The following is a 13,926-nucleotide window of genomic DNA, read 5'->3' as shown; positions in this document are numbered from 1 at the left end:
GGGAGAACATGAACGATTTCCCACGGGTGTACAAGATCAAGCAGAAGTTCGAGCGAAAAACGATCGCTGATCTTCACGAAGAAGTCAGAAGTGCCGTCGATGCTGCTTTGGAAGAAGCTGATTTGCCTGATGGCGCACGAATTGCCGTTACGGCGGGTTCTCGCGGCATTTCTAACTACGTCCAAATTCTTCAAGATGTTGTGAGATCTCTGAAGAGCAAAGGGTATTCACCATTTTTGGTTGCAGCGATGGGGAGTCATGGACGCGGTGAAGCCGATGGGCAGCGAGAGCTGTTGGCAAGCCTCGGGATCACAGAGGAATCGATGGCCGTCGACATTTCTTGTTCAAGCAAATGCGCCCAAGTCGGAGAAACAGATGAAGCGTCCGGAAGGCTGCCGGTGTACGCGGCATCTGAAATGCTCGATGCTGACGCGACGCTCTTGGTAAATCGTGTAAAGCCGCATACGGCTTTTCGCGGCCCGTATGAGAGCGGATTGCTGAAAATGGCGGCCGTCGGGCTTGGACGACCGAAGGGCGCGACGATGGTGCACAGCTTAGGGGCCGAACGTATGGCTGAAGTGATTCCAGCGATAGCGAAGGTTGCGTTTGCAAAAACGAATATCATTGGAGGCCTTGCCATCGTCGAAAACGCTTATGACGAGACGGCCGTTGTCCAAGGCATTCCTGTCGGTCGCATTTTTGAGGTAGAGAAACAATTGCAAACAGAAGCGAAAAAGATGATGCCGTCACTTCCTGTCGACCATATTGATCTTTGCCTTGTTGGAGAAATGGGAAAAAATTTCAGCGGTACAGGAATGGACACGAACATTATCGGCCGCATGCGGATCCAAGGTATCCCTGAGCCGGAGAAACCAGCGATCACCTATTTAGGTGTTTTGAATTTGTCGGAAGCTTCCCATGGTAATGCAAACGGGATCGGCCTTGCCGACCTTACGACGGAATCTTTAGTGCGCGACATTGATTACAAAGCCACGTACTTGAACAGTTTGACGAGCGGTTTTCTCATCCGCGCGGCGGTTCCGATGACCTTCCCGAACGATTGGGAACTGATCCAAGGAGCGGTGAAAGGATTGAAATTGTCAAACCCAAGAACGATGCGACTCGTTTACATGAGAAATACTTTGCATCTCGATGAAATTTGGGTATCGGAATCCGTATTCGACGAAATTAAGCACTTGTCGAACGTGACGGTTGAGAGCGGCCCGGATCCGATTTCGTTCGATAAGCGGGGCAGGATTCGGTTTGAGTGATACTAGAGGTGACAAGGAGAAACGATGGAGGGGAGGAAGGCCATGTATGATTTCGTAATCATTGGTGCAGGGATCGTAGGGTTGTCGGTCGCAATGCAATTAGGGGAAAACGATTCCGATGCAAAAATTGCTGTCATTGAAAAGGAAAAAGAGATTTCTCTGCATCAGACGGGCCGAAACAGCGGAGTGATTCATTCGGGCATATACTACAAACCCGGAAGCTTTAAAGCGAAATTTGCCCGTGAAGGCAATGCACATATGGTTCAATTTTGTAAAGAAAACGGAATTCCTTATGAAAGATGCGGAAAATTAATCGTCGCTGTAACCGAGAAAGAAGTTCCGTTGATGGAAAACCTTTACCAAAGAGGACTAAAAAACGGGTTGTCCGTAAAAAAAGTGATGAAAGATGACATTAAGGAAATTGAGCCCAATGTCCGGGCAATCGCCGGCATCTTCGTCCCCTCGACGGGAATCGTGGACTACAGGAAAGTAGCGGCGGTTTATGCCGATAAGATCAAGCAAAAACAAGGAGACCTCTTGACGGACACGGAAATCAAAGGTGTTCAAATGAACGATGATCGCATAGTTCTAACGACGAGCCAAGGGGACATTCAAGCCCGATTCTTGATCAATTGCGCCGGATTGTACAGCGATAAGGTTGCGGAGATGGCCGGTGTCAAAACCGATATGAAAATTGTTCCGTTTCGCGGAGAATATTATCAGATTTCAGCAAATAAAAAGACACTGGTGAAAAACCTCGTATATCCAGTTCCGAACCCTGATTTTCCTTTTCTCGGCGTTCACTTTACACGGATGATGAACGGCTCGGTGCATATTGGACCCAATGCGGTACTGAGTCTAAGAAGGGAGGGTTATTCAAAAACCGACATTCATTGGCGAGAGGCAGCGGAAATTTTACGATACGGGGCTTTTTGGAAAATCGCTGGATCGAATATGCGGGAAGGTATGAAAGAAATGATCAAATCTTTCTCTAAACGTGCGTTCGTGAAAGATGTGCAGAGGTATTTTCCACAATTAGAAGAGAAAGATCTAGTTCCGGCGAAAGCCGGTGTTCGAGCCCAAGCACTGTCCCGGGACGGAAAGTTGCTGGATGACTTTTTTATCGTGAAACACGATCGTGCTGTTCATGTTTGCAACGCTCCTTCGCCGGCAGCAACGGCGTCGCTCGAAATCGGTGCCCGCATCGTTCATTTGGTGAAAAAGCAAGTGCGCAACGGGTAAGATTCTCGTCTTAGCAAGGCGAATGAAAACGATCACAAACTAACATGACCTTTCGGGATACGTTTGTTTCGTTTTATTAAACAGCAACCTGGAGAAGGAAGGCGACCAATAACATGGCCACTTTTAACGAATTAGCATCGAAAGAAATCATTGCCGGCATCGAAGCCGTCAAGCCTAATCATCTTGTTTTTATTCCTTGCAGTACGATCGCAGCGGTCATTCAGCACTTTGAAAGTCGTGAAGATGTTCATTCTTTTCCGGTCAGCCGCGAAGAAGACGGCATCGGCATTGCTGCCGGGATTAGTTTGGGCGGAAAAACGCCGGTCGTCTTGATTCAAGACACCGGGATCGGGAACTCTTTGCTTGCTTTAACGGCATTTTGCACCGCTTATCACGTGCCGATGTTGATCTTGGTCACGAGACGCGGGGGTATGGGTGAAATCAACTCTGCCGTCCAAAACTTCAGCGAACCGTTGCCGAGAATTTTGGATAATGCGGCGATTCAAACGTTTCGCCTCGATTACCGGGTTCCTTTGCATGAATGGTCCGCGGTTATTCAGCAGGCGGAAAAATACAGCCGTGATACGCACCGCCCGATTATTGTCATGTTCAACATTAAAGGGGGTGCCGAACAATGATGACGCGATTGGAAGCTTTGCAAACTTTATATCCTTTTACGGAAAAATTGCCGGTTGTATCCGCTTGCGGAGCGACTTCAAGGGAGTGGGCCAGTCTCGGCAGACGGCCAAACCATCTGTACAACGTCGATACGATGGGGCTTTCGCCGTCGATTGCGTTAGGGGTAAGTCTTTCTTTGACGGATTCGCCGATTGCCAAATGCATCGCCTTGGAAGGCGACGGCGGCGTTCTGATGAATCCGAACGTGTTGGCGTCCGCTTCTTTTTTGAATGCAAAGAAATGGCTGTTGATCATTCTCGACAACGGTTGTTTCGATTCCACCGGCGGGCAACGGTCGATGGCGACCGAGATTAATGTCGGCAATGTCGCGAGAGGTTACGGGTTAACGGTTCTTGACGCAGAAGAAACGGATCAGCTCGATGCGTCGATTCAAGAGGCTTTGGCGGAGACGGAAAAACCCGTGGTCATTCATGCCAAAGTCAGGCCGGGGAATGCCCCTGCGGCTTACCTCAATGACGATCCGGCAGTCGCCAGCCATGCCTTTCATCAATTCATTCAAGAAATGTCGGCATTGTAACGGTTAATCGATGGAAAGCACAGGAGGAGAAGTGTTTGCGAGCATCCTCGTCGGTTTGGATGGCAGACATCGTTCCGTTCTCTCATTCTTTTCTATTGCGCCGAGATGAGATATGCTTGCTTTAAGTAGGATCCAATATCCTAACAAAATAAACGAGAAACAGCAACGTCACGGAGGTTCTCTCATGAAACTGATCCGGCCAAAACCATTTACGTACCATGCAGGAAATCACGGCGTTCTTCTGTTGCACGGTTTTGCGGGTACTTCCGCTCACGTGCGTAAACTCGGGCGATTTTTACAAGAAAATGGGTTCACTTGCCATGCGCCGATCTATGACGGACACGGATTGCCTCCAGATCAACTATTGCAATCAAGAGCTTCCGATTGGTGGCGAAACGCCGTTCAAGGGTATCGCGAAATTCAGTCGTTAGTCGAAGGGGGTGTGGCGGTGATCGGCCTCTCGCTCGGCGGAGTCTTGTCCCTTAAGCTGGCGTACTCATTTCCGGTTCGTGCGGTTGCGACGATGTGTTCACCTATTGCGGCTAAAAGCCGTGAACGCTTGCTCGAGGATGTTATGAATTATGGACGGGAATACAAAAAACTTGAGAACAAAACGCCTGAACAGATCGAAGCGGAGCTGACCGCATTGAAAAAGCTTCCTTTGCTGCCGTTCGAAGGAATTCATGAGCTATACAGCGAGGTTTACGGCCATCTTGAAGACATACGAGCACCGTTGCTTGTCATTCAAGCTGCGCACGATGAAGTCATTGATCCAAAAAGTGCTGAAATCATCTATGAACGCGTCCAATCGGAAGAGAAGTCGCTTCATTGGTACGATCATTCTCCGCATGTAATCACGAATGGCGAGGAAAAGGATCGGCTTCATGAAGACATTTTACGTTTCTTACAAGACCGCAACTGGGGCGATTAGGAGTGAGGAATTGTTGCCGGTGAAAAAATACAGGGTGTGCCGGTATGCCGTGGGTAATGTGTTCATGAACAACTGAAGTAATTAGTAAGTTTTGGGATCTGTCCATTTTATAGTGAAGGATCCTTTGAAACGAGGTATGATGAAAGGTCAACCGACAATGGTTGGCCTTTTGACATATAACGAACGGGAGTTAAAAAATTCGAAATATTATCGAAATACCGTTGACATCGTATAATGTATACATTATACTTTGTTCAATATTATGTATTCAAAATTTGATCAATAGAAGATCATGGTTGAGTAAAGGAGGCGGTGGCCGCCAGCAATGTAAGCGTTTTCTTAATTCAACATCCTGGAGGGGTTGTAGTGGTTAAGACGACAACGAAGCTTCGTCAACTGATTCAAGAACCGGGCATTATTGTCTCACCAGTCGCTTATGATCCGTTGAGCGCGAGAATAGCCGAGCAAATTGGATTTCGATGCATCAGTCTCGGCGGTTACGCAATGGGATCTCATCTCGCCGTTTCTGAGCCATTGATGGGACTCAAAGATGTTACTGATTTATGCCGGAACATTACCAGTGCCGTAGACATTCCGCTAGTCGTTGATGCTGGCGCCGGCTTCGGTGAACCTGCCCATATCGTGCGAACGGTAAGGGATTTCGAAAGGGCAGGCGTAGCAGGCATACACATCGAGGATCAATTTTATCCAAAACGGGTTCATTACCACAAAGGCGTGGAACATACGGTTTCGGCCGAGGAATTTTTGATGAAAATTGAGTATGCGGTTCAATCTCGGACGGATCCTGATTTTGTCATCATTGCGAGAACCGACACGATGCGAACGGAGTCTTTCGAGGAAGGCGTTCGGCGATCCAATGATGCACTTGCTGCGGGAGCTGACATGGTAATGGTTTTTCCGAACAACCGGGAAGAAGCGAAATGGGCGCCAAAGCTCATCCATGGGCCGGTCGTTTATGTGAACAGTTCTGGAAACCGTGCGAATCGTCCGCTTTTCACCGTCCAACAGCTTGATGAAATGGGCTACAAGATGGATTATGATGCGATTTCCGCAATTAATGTTGCATCCCAAGCGGTGTACAAGCTGTTCAAAACGTTATATGAGACCGGTGATACTGGGCTTGATCAGGAGGAAATGATTCGCGTACGCAAACAAATCGAAGACACGATCGGATTGGACGAATACTACACGATCGAAGAACGAACCGTCGAGGGTGGTGGCAAATGACTTATATCATGCGCTTGGAAAAATGGTTGACAACGTTTTGTTTGCTTGGGGCGGTTGCTCTTGGTATCGTGCAAATCATTGCCCGTTATGTATTCAGCACTGGCTGGCCGTGGGGGAATGGCATTGTCGTGATGTTAGCGGTATGGGGATCGTTGTTTGCCGGCGCGGCTGCGATCGAATCGAGAGAACATATATCGATTGACATTGTGATGAAAGCATTTCCGATTTCGTGGCAAAGCAAGATCAATCTTATTGCCAATCTTTTGACAACTCTATTTGTCGGAACACTTTGTTACTTTAGTATCCATTATTTCTTTTTCTTAGTCGAATTTGGCGGAACATCGCTGCTCACCTATTTGCCCGCATGGGTGGAATTTATCGGAATTCCCGTCAGCACGTTTTTCATGACGATTCATGGGTTCCGCAATGTTGTGAGCCTTATTAGGGGAGGGTGATGATTGTTGATTCCATTGCCATTTATCGTTTTGGTCCTGTTTCTCGTCTTGTTTTTGGTCTTAAATGCACCGATCTTCGTTGCGCTTGGGCTTTCCTCTGTTGTTTTGGCTTTTTTGTTCACGGATACACCGTTGAACATTTTGTCCGGCCAATTTTATTCAAACTTGGCATCTTTTCCGCTTATGGCCGTTCCGTTTTTCTTGCTGGCATCCGGGATTATGGAGCACAGCACGATCAGCCGGAAAATTGTTAACATGGCGGACGCCGTCGTTGGTTCGTTTCGCGGCGGATTGGCGATTACGGGATTGGTGGCTTGTGCAATGTTTGCTTCGATTTCCGGATCGAGTTTGGCTACGGTTGCCACGATCGGCAACATTGTCATTCCGAAAATGTTGGAAAAAGGATACGATAAGCGGCTGGCGATTGGCAGCATTGTCGCAGGCGGCACTTTAGGGATTATTATTCCGCCAAGCGTTCCGCTGATCATTTACGGTACGGTTACCGGGACTTCGGTCGTCAAGCTCTTTTTGGCAGGGATCGTTCCGGGGTTAATCATCGTAGCCGCATTGTTGATTGCAATCATCATTTTTGCAAACAAAGGCTGGGATCCCGGCGAAAAACGGACATTCACGTTTCAGCAAAGAGGCAAAATGCTTCGCGACGGGGTTTGGACGCTCATCATTCCATTCGTCATTTTCGTCGGTATTTATGGCGTACCAGGTTTTGTATCGGCCATTTTTACGCCGACCGAAGCTTCAATGGTTACGATCTTAACGTGTCTCGTCGTTGCCGGTGTCATTTATCGTGATTTCCGCTATCGAGACATTCCAAGAGTCGTTGCTAAATCCGCTCCGAATATCGGAATGATTTTGATGATTGTTGGATCGGCTTTGTTGTTCAGCTTCGAGTTGAACAACGAAAGAATCCCGCAAATGTTGGCCAACTACTTAGTAAGCATCGATCTAAGCCCGATTGTATTTTTGCTCATGGTCAATTTGACCCTATTGGTCGCAGGGGTTTTGATGGATGCCACGCCGATCATTCTCATTTTTATGCCTGTACTTTTTCCTTCGGCTGTCGCCCTTGGCATCGATCCGATCCATTTCGGGATTTTGACAGTCGTGAATTTGGAGATAGGTTGTATTACGCCGCCAGTCGGTGTCAATCTTTTCATGGCGAGCGCCATTACGAAACAAAGCATGTTGGAGGTGATCCGATCCGCGATTCCTTGGGTATTCATTTTACTTCTCATCTTGTTGCTCGTCACTTATGTTCCGGCCATTACGCTATTTTTGCCAAATCTTATGGGGAATTAACATTAAAAAGGGGTGTTTCATTGTGAAGATCAAGATCATAGCGATTTTCAGTTTAATCTTACTATTGATTGCGGCAGCTGGTTGTTCCAATTCTTCGGCTCCAAATTCATCGTCGGGCGGAGATCAAGGAAGTGCCAACGGCGGTGATAAATCTTCCGGAGAAAAAATTACCATCAAAGTAAATAACGACGTTGCTGCTGATACGTTGAAAGGTCAGTCATGGCGGCACTTTAAAGAAGTGCTTGAGTCTTCAAGTGTTGGTGATCGTGTGGATGTTCAAATCTACGACAGCGGTTCGTTGTTTGCCCAATCGAAACAGCTTCAAGCTTTACAGCAAAACCAAATTCAACTGATGGCGCCGGTTCCCGGCGTGTTGTCGGGGCAGTTTCCGAAACTTCAAGCGTTCGGGTTGCCTTACTTGTTTAAATCACCGGATATGATCTCGGCTGCGATTGCTGATCCGAACATCGGCGCCAAATTGTTTGCCGGTCCTGAGGAAAAGGGCGTCAAAATCACGAACGTTTGGTTGAACGGTTGGCGGATGGTCAGCGCGAGCAAACCTATCAACACGATCGATGATTTGAAAGGTGTCAAAATTCGTGTTCCCGGCGGCAAAAACTACGTGAACACCTTTAAAGCTTTGGGTGCAGACGTAATCACGATCGACTGGGGAGAAGTTCCTTCTTCGTTGCAACAAGGTGTCATCGATGCAGTTGAACCGACTCCGAACGCCAACGTCAGCGCGAAAATTTACGAATTGGCTAAATATACAACGACGTCTGATCACATTCTCGATATTTACGTCATCTGTGCAAACAAGCAATGGCTGGAAAGCCTGCCGACAGACGTGAAGAAAGAAGTCGAAGCGGCATTGAAAGATACAGAAAAATGGAACTGGGAACAAGCGCAGAAGGCCAATGAAGATGCGCTGCAAAAACAAATTGACGGCGGCGGAACCGTCATTAAGTTGAGCAATGACGAACTCGCCAAATGGCAAGAAGCTACGAAACCGGTCATTGACAGTTACAAAGACGTTATCGGTGAGGATATTTTAAGTGCGATCCAAGATTTGGCGAAAGAATACGAGTGGAAGCGTCCTTCGAAATAAGCTGATAACGTCATCGGTTTCATCCGCAAGTCATTAATTTTACAAATGGAACTTCCGAATGTTCACGAAACGTTCGGGGTTCCTGCTTCAATCCTATTTTTATTCAAAAACTAGTATTGCATGAATGTACGACACATAGAGAGAGCTTTTTGGGGAGGTTATCGTTTGTCTTCAAACCGTGTGGTCGTTCGGCAGGAAGATCTATTTCGCATGACGAGTGAAGTTTTCCAAGCATTGGGCGCACCCGAAGATGAGGCCGACATTATTGCTGATACACTGGTCGATGCCGATTTGCGCGGTGTACATTCGCACGGAACGATGCGGCTCAATGTATATCCGCAAAGGATTACGGGCGGTGCGGTTTCGCCGAAAGTGGAAACGAAACTCGTAAAGGATGGACCGTCCTTTGCATTAATGGACGGTGGGAACGGGATGGGTCAAGTCGTCAGTTACCGAGCCATGAATGAAACGATCAAGAAAGCGAAGGCAAGCGGAGTCGGACTTATAGGAGTCAAGCACAGCAATCATTTCGGGGCTGCGGCTTATTTTGCCAACATGGCGCTCGAAGCGGATGTCATTGGTCTTGTCTTTACGGTATCTTCTGTCAACGTGATGGCGGCTTGGGGAAGCGTTGATAAACTGCTCGGCAACAATCCTTTGGCGATCGGGGCTCCCGCTGGGGAAGAGCTGCCGTTATTGCTCGATATGGCGATGAGCGTTGCAGCTGTCGGTAAAATCAAGCTGGCTTCCTACAGTGGAGACAATATTCCTGAAGGTTGGGCACTGAACAAATACGGGGAACCGACGATTGACGCGCACGAAGCTTTGGAGGGCTTGGCTGCGCCGCTTGCCGGCTATAAAGGCTCTGGTTTGGCGGTGATGGTAGGCGCAATCGCAGGATTATTGACCGGAGGTGCGATAGGGAGCGAAGTGAAAGACATATTTTACAATTTGGGAGAGCCGCAAAACACGGGACATACATTTATGGCCATTGATATTGCCCATTTCGTCGAACTCAAAGAATACAAAAAAAGGGCGGATACGTTCATTCGCGAATTGAAAAATTCGAAGAAAGCGAGAGGAACGGATGTCGTACTCATGCCCGGCGAGCGTGAATTTCTTTTGAAAGCGCAGCGTAAAAAAGAAGGCATCCCGTTAAATGCGGAAGTCGTCAGGCAAATTTCTCGAGTTGCCGTTCAATTCGGCGTGAAACCTGTACATGTCGAATAACGGGGATGACCAAAAGAATTTTTTTCAGGAGATTGCGGAGGAGAAAAGACATGAATTCAAAAGCGGATGCCGTAAGAGACAGTTTCCCGCAATTAGCAAACATCAAGAATAAAGAATGGGTAGAAAAAATCATCAAAATTTGGGTGGAGGTTTGGGATAAAAGCGCTTGGGACGGCCTTCACGATTGTCCTTATAATTCTTTGGCACCGGAAATCAGCTTAGTCGAGCATGTCAATCAAGTCGTTGATGGGGCGGTTGATCTTGCTAATCAAGGGAAAAAATTTGTAGGCACTAAAATAGACATGGACGTGTTGCTCGCAGCGGGAATTCTTCATGACGTTTGTAAATTGGTTGAATATGAACCCGATTCGGACGGTAAAGCACACAAAAGCGATCTAGGCAAACGTTATCAGCACGGATTTTACGGAGCCTTTAAAGCTGAGGCTGAGGGCTTTCCGATGGCTGTCGTTCAAATTATTATTAATCACACCATCTCTTCGAATGAAATTCCGAATACGCCGGAAGCGCTTTGTATTTATTATTCAGACATGTGTGCGGCCGATTTGGCACGCCTGGATGCGAATGCGCCTTTGTTGGTCGAGTCTCACAAATGAGCAATCAAAAGGCGGGACAACATAAGCGTGCAGCGATCGGTACGTACGAGCCGCCTGTCGTCCATCCTATGGCGAAACGTCCCGACCCAACACGATTTGCTCCTTTGCGAAATATACCCGGTTTGAGCGCAACGGTTTCCGATGTTTTGGATGAACTCGGGTATCGGCTCGCTGTTCCTGCCGCGAAAGTTCCCCCTTTGACGAGGGGGAATTGCATCGTGGGGCCGGCAGTGACCCTTCGCTATTTGCCGGAGAGAAAGGCGCATCAGGAAGGGAGGCGCTTGGCTCATCAATTCGTATTTTCGCATTCCGCACAAGGGGATGTCATAGTGATTGAAGGCGATCGGGATGCACAATATTCAGTGCTCGGCGGGCTTGCGGCGTCCCACGCCAAAAAAGCAAAATTGGCTGGTATCCTCGTGGACGGTGCGATCCGTGATGTTGATCAAATCATCGCCATGAAATTGCCTGTATGGTCGCGGGGGATTTCCTGCATGACCGGGCAAGGAAGGTTGGAAGGATTCAGCGTCAATCAACCGATTTCGTTTTGCGGCGTTCAAGTCTGTCCCGGAGATTTCGTGATCGCCGATGACAGCGGCATTTGTTTTGTTCCGATTGAGCTTGCGGATGTAGTGCGTCGGCGTGTTCTGACTATTTATGAAGAAGAAGTCACTATGGTACTGGAGTGAAAAGAACGATGAAATCTGTTGAAATCGCAGTTCTTGAAGGCGACGGCATCGGTCCGGACATCGTACAGGCAACGATGCGCGTATTGGAAAAGGCGTGCGCGAAACAAGGGGTACGAACGGATTTTTCCATGCTTCCATCCGGCTTGTCGGCCTTGGAAAGCCACGGAAGCACGCTTCCACAAGAAACGTTGGACAAACTGCCCGATTATTCGGGTTGGATCTTGGGACCTGTAACCCATCATACGTATCCGATCAACGATAAACGTTTCATTAATCCGAGCGGGTATTTGCGCAAGAACTATGAGTTATTCGCGAACATTCGCCCGAGCCGCGCTTTTCCCGGTGTGAAAACGAAATTTCCGGAAGTCGATTTGGTTGTTGTGCGGGAGAATACTGAAGGGATGTATGCCGATCGAAATGTGTTGGACGGAAACGGCGAGTTTCGTCCGACAGAGGATACGGTCGTTTCCGTAAGAGTCGTCACGCGAAAAGCATCCTTGAGAGTGGCGCGCCAAGCGTTTGAATTGGCGAGAAGCCGCCGAGGAAAAGTAACCGCCGTTCATAAAGCGAATGTGCTGCGGCGCGGATGCGGCCTTTTCTTGGAGTGCTGCAAGGAAGTCGCAAAGGAGTATCCGGATATTGAGTTAAACGATTTTCATGTCGATGCGTTCGCCATGATGCTTGTCATGTATCCCGAAAGGTTTGACGTTATTGTGACGACTAATCTTTTCGGGGATGTGCTCTCGGATGAAGCCGCAGGCTTGGTCGGCGGACTCGGGTTGGCCCCGGGATTGAACGCGGGAATTGAACATGCGATGGGACAAGCGACGCATGGATCTGCCCCGGACATTGCTGAACTTCACATCGCGAATCCAGTGGCGGAAATTTTATCAGGTAAATTACTGTTGGATTGGCTTGCTGCTCACCTGTCGATGCCTGAACTGTTCGAAGCGGCGAAGGACGTCGAACGAGGGGTCGCCGAAACATTGAAGAACGGAAAAGGATTGACTCCTGATTTGGGTGGCACAGCGCATACGGATGAAATGACCGATGTGATCTTGTCTGAGATGGGATGACGAATGGGTGAAAGGCAGGAATCTGTATGAAATTCGAGGAGTTGCGTCATAAGGTGGTCGTCGTAACTGGAGCCGGAAGTGGAATTGGACAGTCGATCGCGTTAGGATTTGCCTCCCAAGGGGCAACGGTCGCGGTTACCGATCTTTCCAAGGAAAGCGCGGAATCCACGAGGGCGATGATTGATGAGGCGGAAGGCGGAACGGCTTTTGCACTCGCCTGCGATGTCAGTGATGAATCTTCCGTCGAAAAAATGGTTGCTGAAACGCTGCAAACGGCGGGACACATTGATATCTTGGTGAACAGTGCAGGTATCGTCTGTAAGAAAACGCCGACCGTTGAGGTCAGTGAAGCTGATTGGGAGTTGATTTTGTCCGTAAATTTGAAGGGAACGTTCCTATGCTCGAAGCATGCGGGCAAAGTTTTCATTGAAAATCGAAACGGAACGATCATTAATATCGGATCGATTTCGGCGAAAATTCCGAGGTGGCGGATGGCACCTTACAGTGCTTCTAAAGCGGCGGTCGTACAATTGACGCGAGTGATGGCGATTGAGATGGCCGAGTATGGCGTTCGTGTAAATACGATTTGTCCAGGAGGAACGGTCACGCCGCTCATGCAAACGTCGATGGAGCGGGACGGCAAAAGTTCTTTGGATTATCGCATCCACGGAGATCGACATTTTTTTCGGGCGGGCATTCCGCTGCGGCGTATGGCTCAACCTGACGACCATGTTGGGGCAGCGTTGTTTTTGGCATCAGATGCTGCTAAGCATATAACCGGGCAATCCTTGTATATTGACGGCGGTGAATCTATTATTTAAGCTTTTTGTATACATTATTATGTACGAAAGGAATTTTACGTATGGAAAAAGTTGAACAAACCCCGGCAAGAGAGCGGATTGCTGCTATTTTGAGAGAAGAAATCTTGTCCGGCAATCTAGCACCCGGACAAAAATTAGTAGAAACCGAGTTATGTGAAGACCTTGGCATTAGCCGAACGCCGTTGCGTGAGGCGATTCGTATGTTGGAAGCGGAAGGTATGGTAGAAAGCATCCCGAACAGGGGGTCACGAGTCGCTGAGATTACGATCGAAGACATTCAGGATATATACGAGATTCGGAAATGTCTTGAAGGGTTGGCTGCCCAAAAAGCTGCCTCGAAAATGAGTCCGGAAGTATTGGCGAAGTTAAGCAGCATCCATGAGAAACTTTCCAGCGTGTTACGAATGGGAAATTGGAACGAAGCGGATTTATTGAACAGGGAATTCCACTCGACGATTTATCGTCTCGGTTCAAATGTACGATTGATCGCTTTGATTGAACAAATTAATCAAATCGGGAGGTTCATTCGAATTTCCGCCTTTTCGATTCCCGGTCGTGCCGAAGAAGTCATTAAAGAACATGAAGCAATATTAAGCGCATTGAAGGAAGGCAACTCAAATAAGGTCGGAACATTGGTTGAGTACAATCTACAGGCGGGAGAAAACGTATTGTTAAGGCGGTTAAAGCAAGAAAAGCATTAAGAGAACC

The 13,926-nt window shown here is 48.1% G+C and carries 15 protein-coding genes; all 15 read left to right on the top strand.

All coding sequences use genetic code 11. The annotated features are described in order from the left end of the window. Positions 1-8 precede the first annotated feature (8 nt). The 15 genes from VFK44_13565 (at position 9) to VFK44_13495 (ending at position 13,919) form a co-directional block, all read left to right on the top strand. Positions 9-1,271 (top strand): DUF2088 domain-containing protein, encoded by a 1,263-nt coding sequence (locus VFK44_13565; GenBank protein HET7629396.1) that lies wholly within the window; start codon positions 9-11, stop codon positions 1,269-1,271. A gap of 42 nt (positions 1,272-1,313) precedes the next feature. Further along, on the top strand, positions 1,314-2,513 hold the full coding sequence (lhgO, locus tag VFK44_13560; GenBank protein ID HET7629395.1) for an L-2-hydroxyglutarate oxidase: 1,200 nt from the start codon (positions 1,314-1,316) through the stop codon (positions 2,511-2,513). 113 nt (positions 2,514-2,626) lie between these two features. After that, entirely contained in the window at positions 2,627-3,151 is a 525-nt protein-coding gene (locus tag VFK44_13555; protein ID HET7629394.1) for a thiamine pyrophosphate-binding protein, read from the top strand. Continuing rightward, positions 3,148-3,729, top strand: coding sequence for a thiamine pyrophosphate-dependent enzyme (locus VFK44_13550; protein HET7629393.1), 582 nt, complete (start codon positions 3,148-3,150; stop codon positions 3,727-3,729). The genes VFK44_13555 and VFK44_13550 overlap by 4 nt, the downstream gene beginning before the upstream one ends. A 184-nt stretch (positions 3,730-3,913) precedes the next feature. Then, entirely contained in the window at positions 3,914-4,660 is a 747-nt protein-coding gene (locus VFK44_13545) for an alpha/beta fold hydrolase (GenBank protein ID HET7629392.1), read from the top strand. A 366-nt stretch (positions 4,661-5,026) separates the two neighbouring features. Continuing rightward, positions 5,027-5,908 (top strand): isocitrate lyase/PEP mutase family protein, encoded by an 882-nt coding sequence (locus VFK44_13540; protein HET7629391.1) that lies wholly within the window; start codon positions 5,027-5,029, stop codon positions 5,906-5,908. Further along, positions 5,905-6,363 (top strand): TRAP transporter small permease subunit, encoded by a 459-nt coding sequence (locus tag VFK44_13535; GenBank protein HET7629390.1) that lies wholly within the window; start codon positions 5,905-5,907, stop codon positions 6,361-6,363. The genes VFK44_13540 and VFK44_13535 overlap by 4 nt, the downstream gene beginning before the upstream one ends. A gap of 3 nt (positions 6,364-6,366) precedes the next feature. Continuing rightward, positions 6,367-7,680: a TRAP transporter large permease gene (locus VFK44_13530; protein HET7629389.1), complete on the top strand. Its 1,314-nt coding sequence runs from the start codon at positions 6,367-6,369 to the stop codon at positions 7,678-7,680. A 22-nt stretch (positions 7,681-7,702) separates the two neighbouring features. Next, a complete protein-coding gene (locus VFK44_13525) occupies positions 7,703-8,788 on the top strand; it encodes a TRAP transporter substrate-binding protein (protein HET7629388.1) in 1,086 nt (361 codons plus the stop codon). A gap of 165 nt (positions 8,789-8,953) precedes the next feature. After that, on the top strand, positions 8,954-10,018 hold the full coding sequence (locus VFK44_13520; GenBank protein HET7629387.1) for an Ldh family oxidoreductase: 1,065 nt from the start codon (positions 8,954-8,956) through the stop codon (positions 10,016-10,018). Between the two features lie 50 nt (positions 10,019-10,068). Further along, positions 10,069-10,632, top strand: coding sequence for an HD domain-containing protein (locus tag VFK44_13515; GenBank protein HET7629386.1), 564 nt, complete (start codon positions 10,069-10,071; stop codon positions 10,630-10,632). Next, positions 10,629-11,321 (top strand): RraA family protein, encoded by a 693-nt coding sequence (locus VFK44_13510; protein HET7629385.1) that lies wholly within the window; start codon positions 10,629-10,631, stop codon positions 11,319-11,321. Before VFK44_13515 ends, VFK44_13510 begins: the two co-directional genes overlap by 4 nt. An 8-nt stretch (positions 11,322-11,329) precedes the next feature. Then, the gene (locus VFK44_13505) at positions 11,330-12,397 is read left to right on the top strand and encodes an isocitrate/isopropylmalate dehydrogenase family protein (protein HET7629384.1); all 1,068 of its coding nucleotides are present in this window, start codon (positions 11,330-11,332) and stop codon (positions 12,395-12,397) included. 26 nt (positions 12,398-12,423) lie between these two features. After that, positions 12,424-13,218, top strand: a complete 795-nt coding sequence (locus VFK44_13500; protein ID HET7629383.1) for an SDR family oxidoreductase — start codon at positions 12,424-12,426, stop codon at positions 13,216-13,218. Between the two features lie 41 nt (positions 13,219-13,259). Continuing rightward, positions 13,260-13,919, top strand: a complete 660-nt coding sequence (locus VFK44_13495; protein ID HET7629382.1) for a GntR family transcriptional regulator — start codon at positions 13,260-13,262, stop codon at positions 13,917-13,919. Positions 13,920-13,926: the final 7 nt, after the last annotated feature.

Source organism: Bacillales bacterium (assembly GCA_035700025.1).
Lineage (GTDB): Bacteria > Bacillota > Bacilli > Bacillales > DASSOY01 > DASSOY01.
Note: the sequence above shows the minus strand (reverse complement) of the source record. Positions and strands in the feature narration are given on the sequence as shown.

Bases quoted from the DNA above. Each gene is read 5' to 3' on its own strand.
- VFK44_13565 (HET7629396.1), top strand. From the start codon at position 9: ATGAACGATTTCCCACGGGTGTACAAGATCAAGCAGAAGTTCGAGCGA.
- lhgO (HET7629395.1), top strand. From the start codon at position 1,314: ATGTATGATTTCGTAATCATTGGTGCAGGGATCGTAGGGTTGTCGGTC.
- VFK44_13555 (HET7629394.1), top strand. From the start codon at position 2,627: ATGGCCACTTTTAACGAATTAGCATCGAAAGAAATCATTGCCGGCATC.
- VFK44_13550 (HET7629393.1), top strand. From the start codon at position 3,148: ATGATGACGCGATTGGAAGCTTTGCAAACTTTATATCCTTTTACGGAA.
- VFK44_13545 (HET7629392.1), top strand. From the start codon at position 3,914: ATGAAACTGATCCGGCCAAAACCATTTACGTACCATGCAGGAAATCAC.
- VFK44_13535 (HET7629390.1), top strand. From the start codon at position 5,905: ATGACTTATATCATGCGCTTGGAAAAATGGTTGACAACGTTTTGTTTG.
- VFK44_13515 (HET7629386.1), top strand. From the start codon at position 10,069: ATGAATTCAAAAGCGGATGCCGTAAGAGACAGTTTCCCGCAATTAGCA.
- VFK44_13510 (HET7629385.1), top strand. From the start codon at position 10,629: ATGAGCAATCAAAAGGCGGGACAACATAAGCGTGCAGCGATCGGTACG.
- VFK44_13505 (HET7629384.1), top strand. From the start codon at position 11,330: ATGAAATCTGTTGAAATCGCAGTTCTTGAAGGCGACGGCATCGGTCCG.
- VFK44_13500 (HET7629383.1), top strand. From the start codon at position 12,424: ATGAAATTCGAGGAGTTGCGTCATAAGGTGGTCGTCGTAACTGGAGCC.
- VFK44_13495 (HET7629382.1), top strand. From the start codon at position 13,260: ATGGAAAAAGTTGAACAAACCCCGGCAAGAGAGCGGATTGCTGCTATT.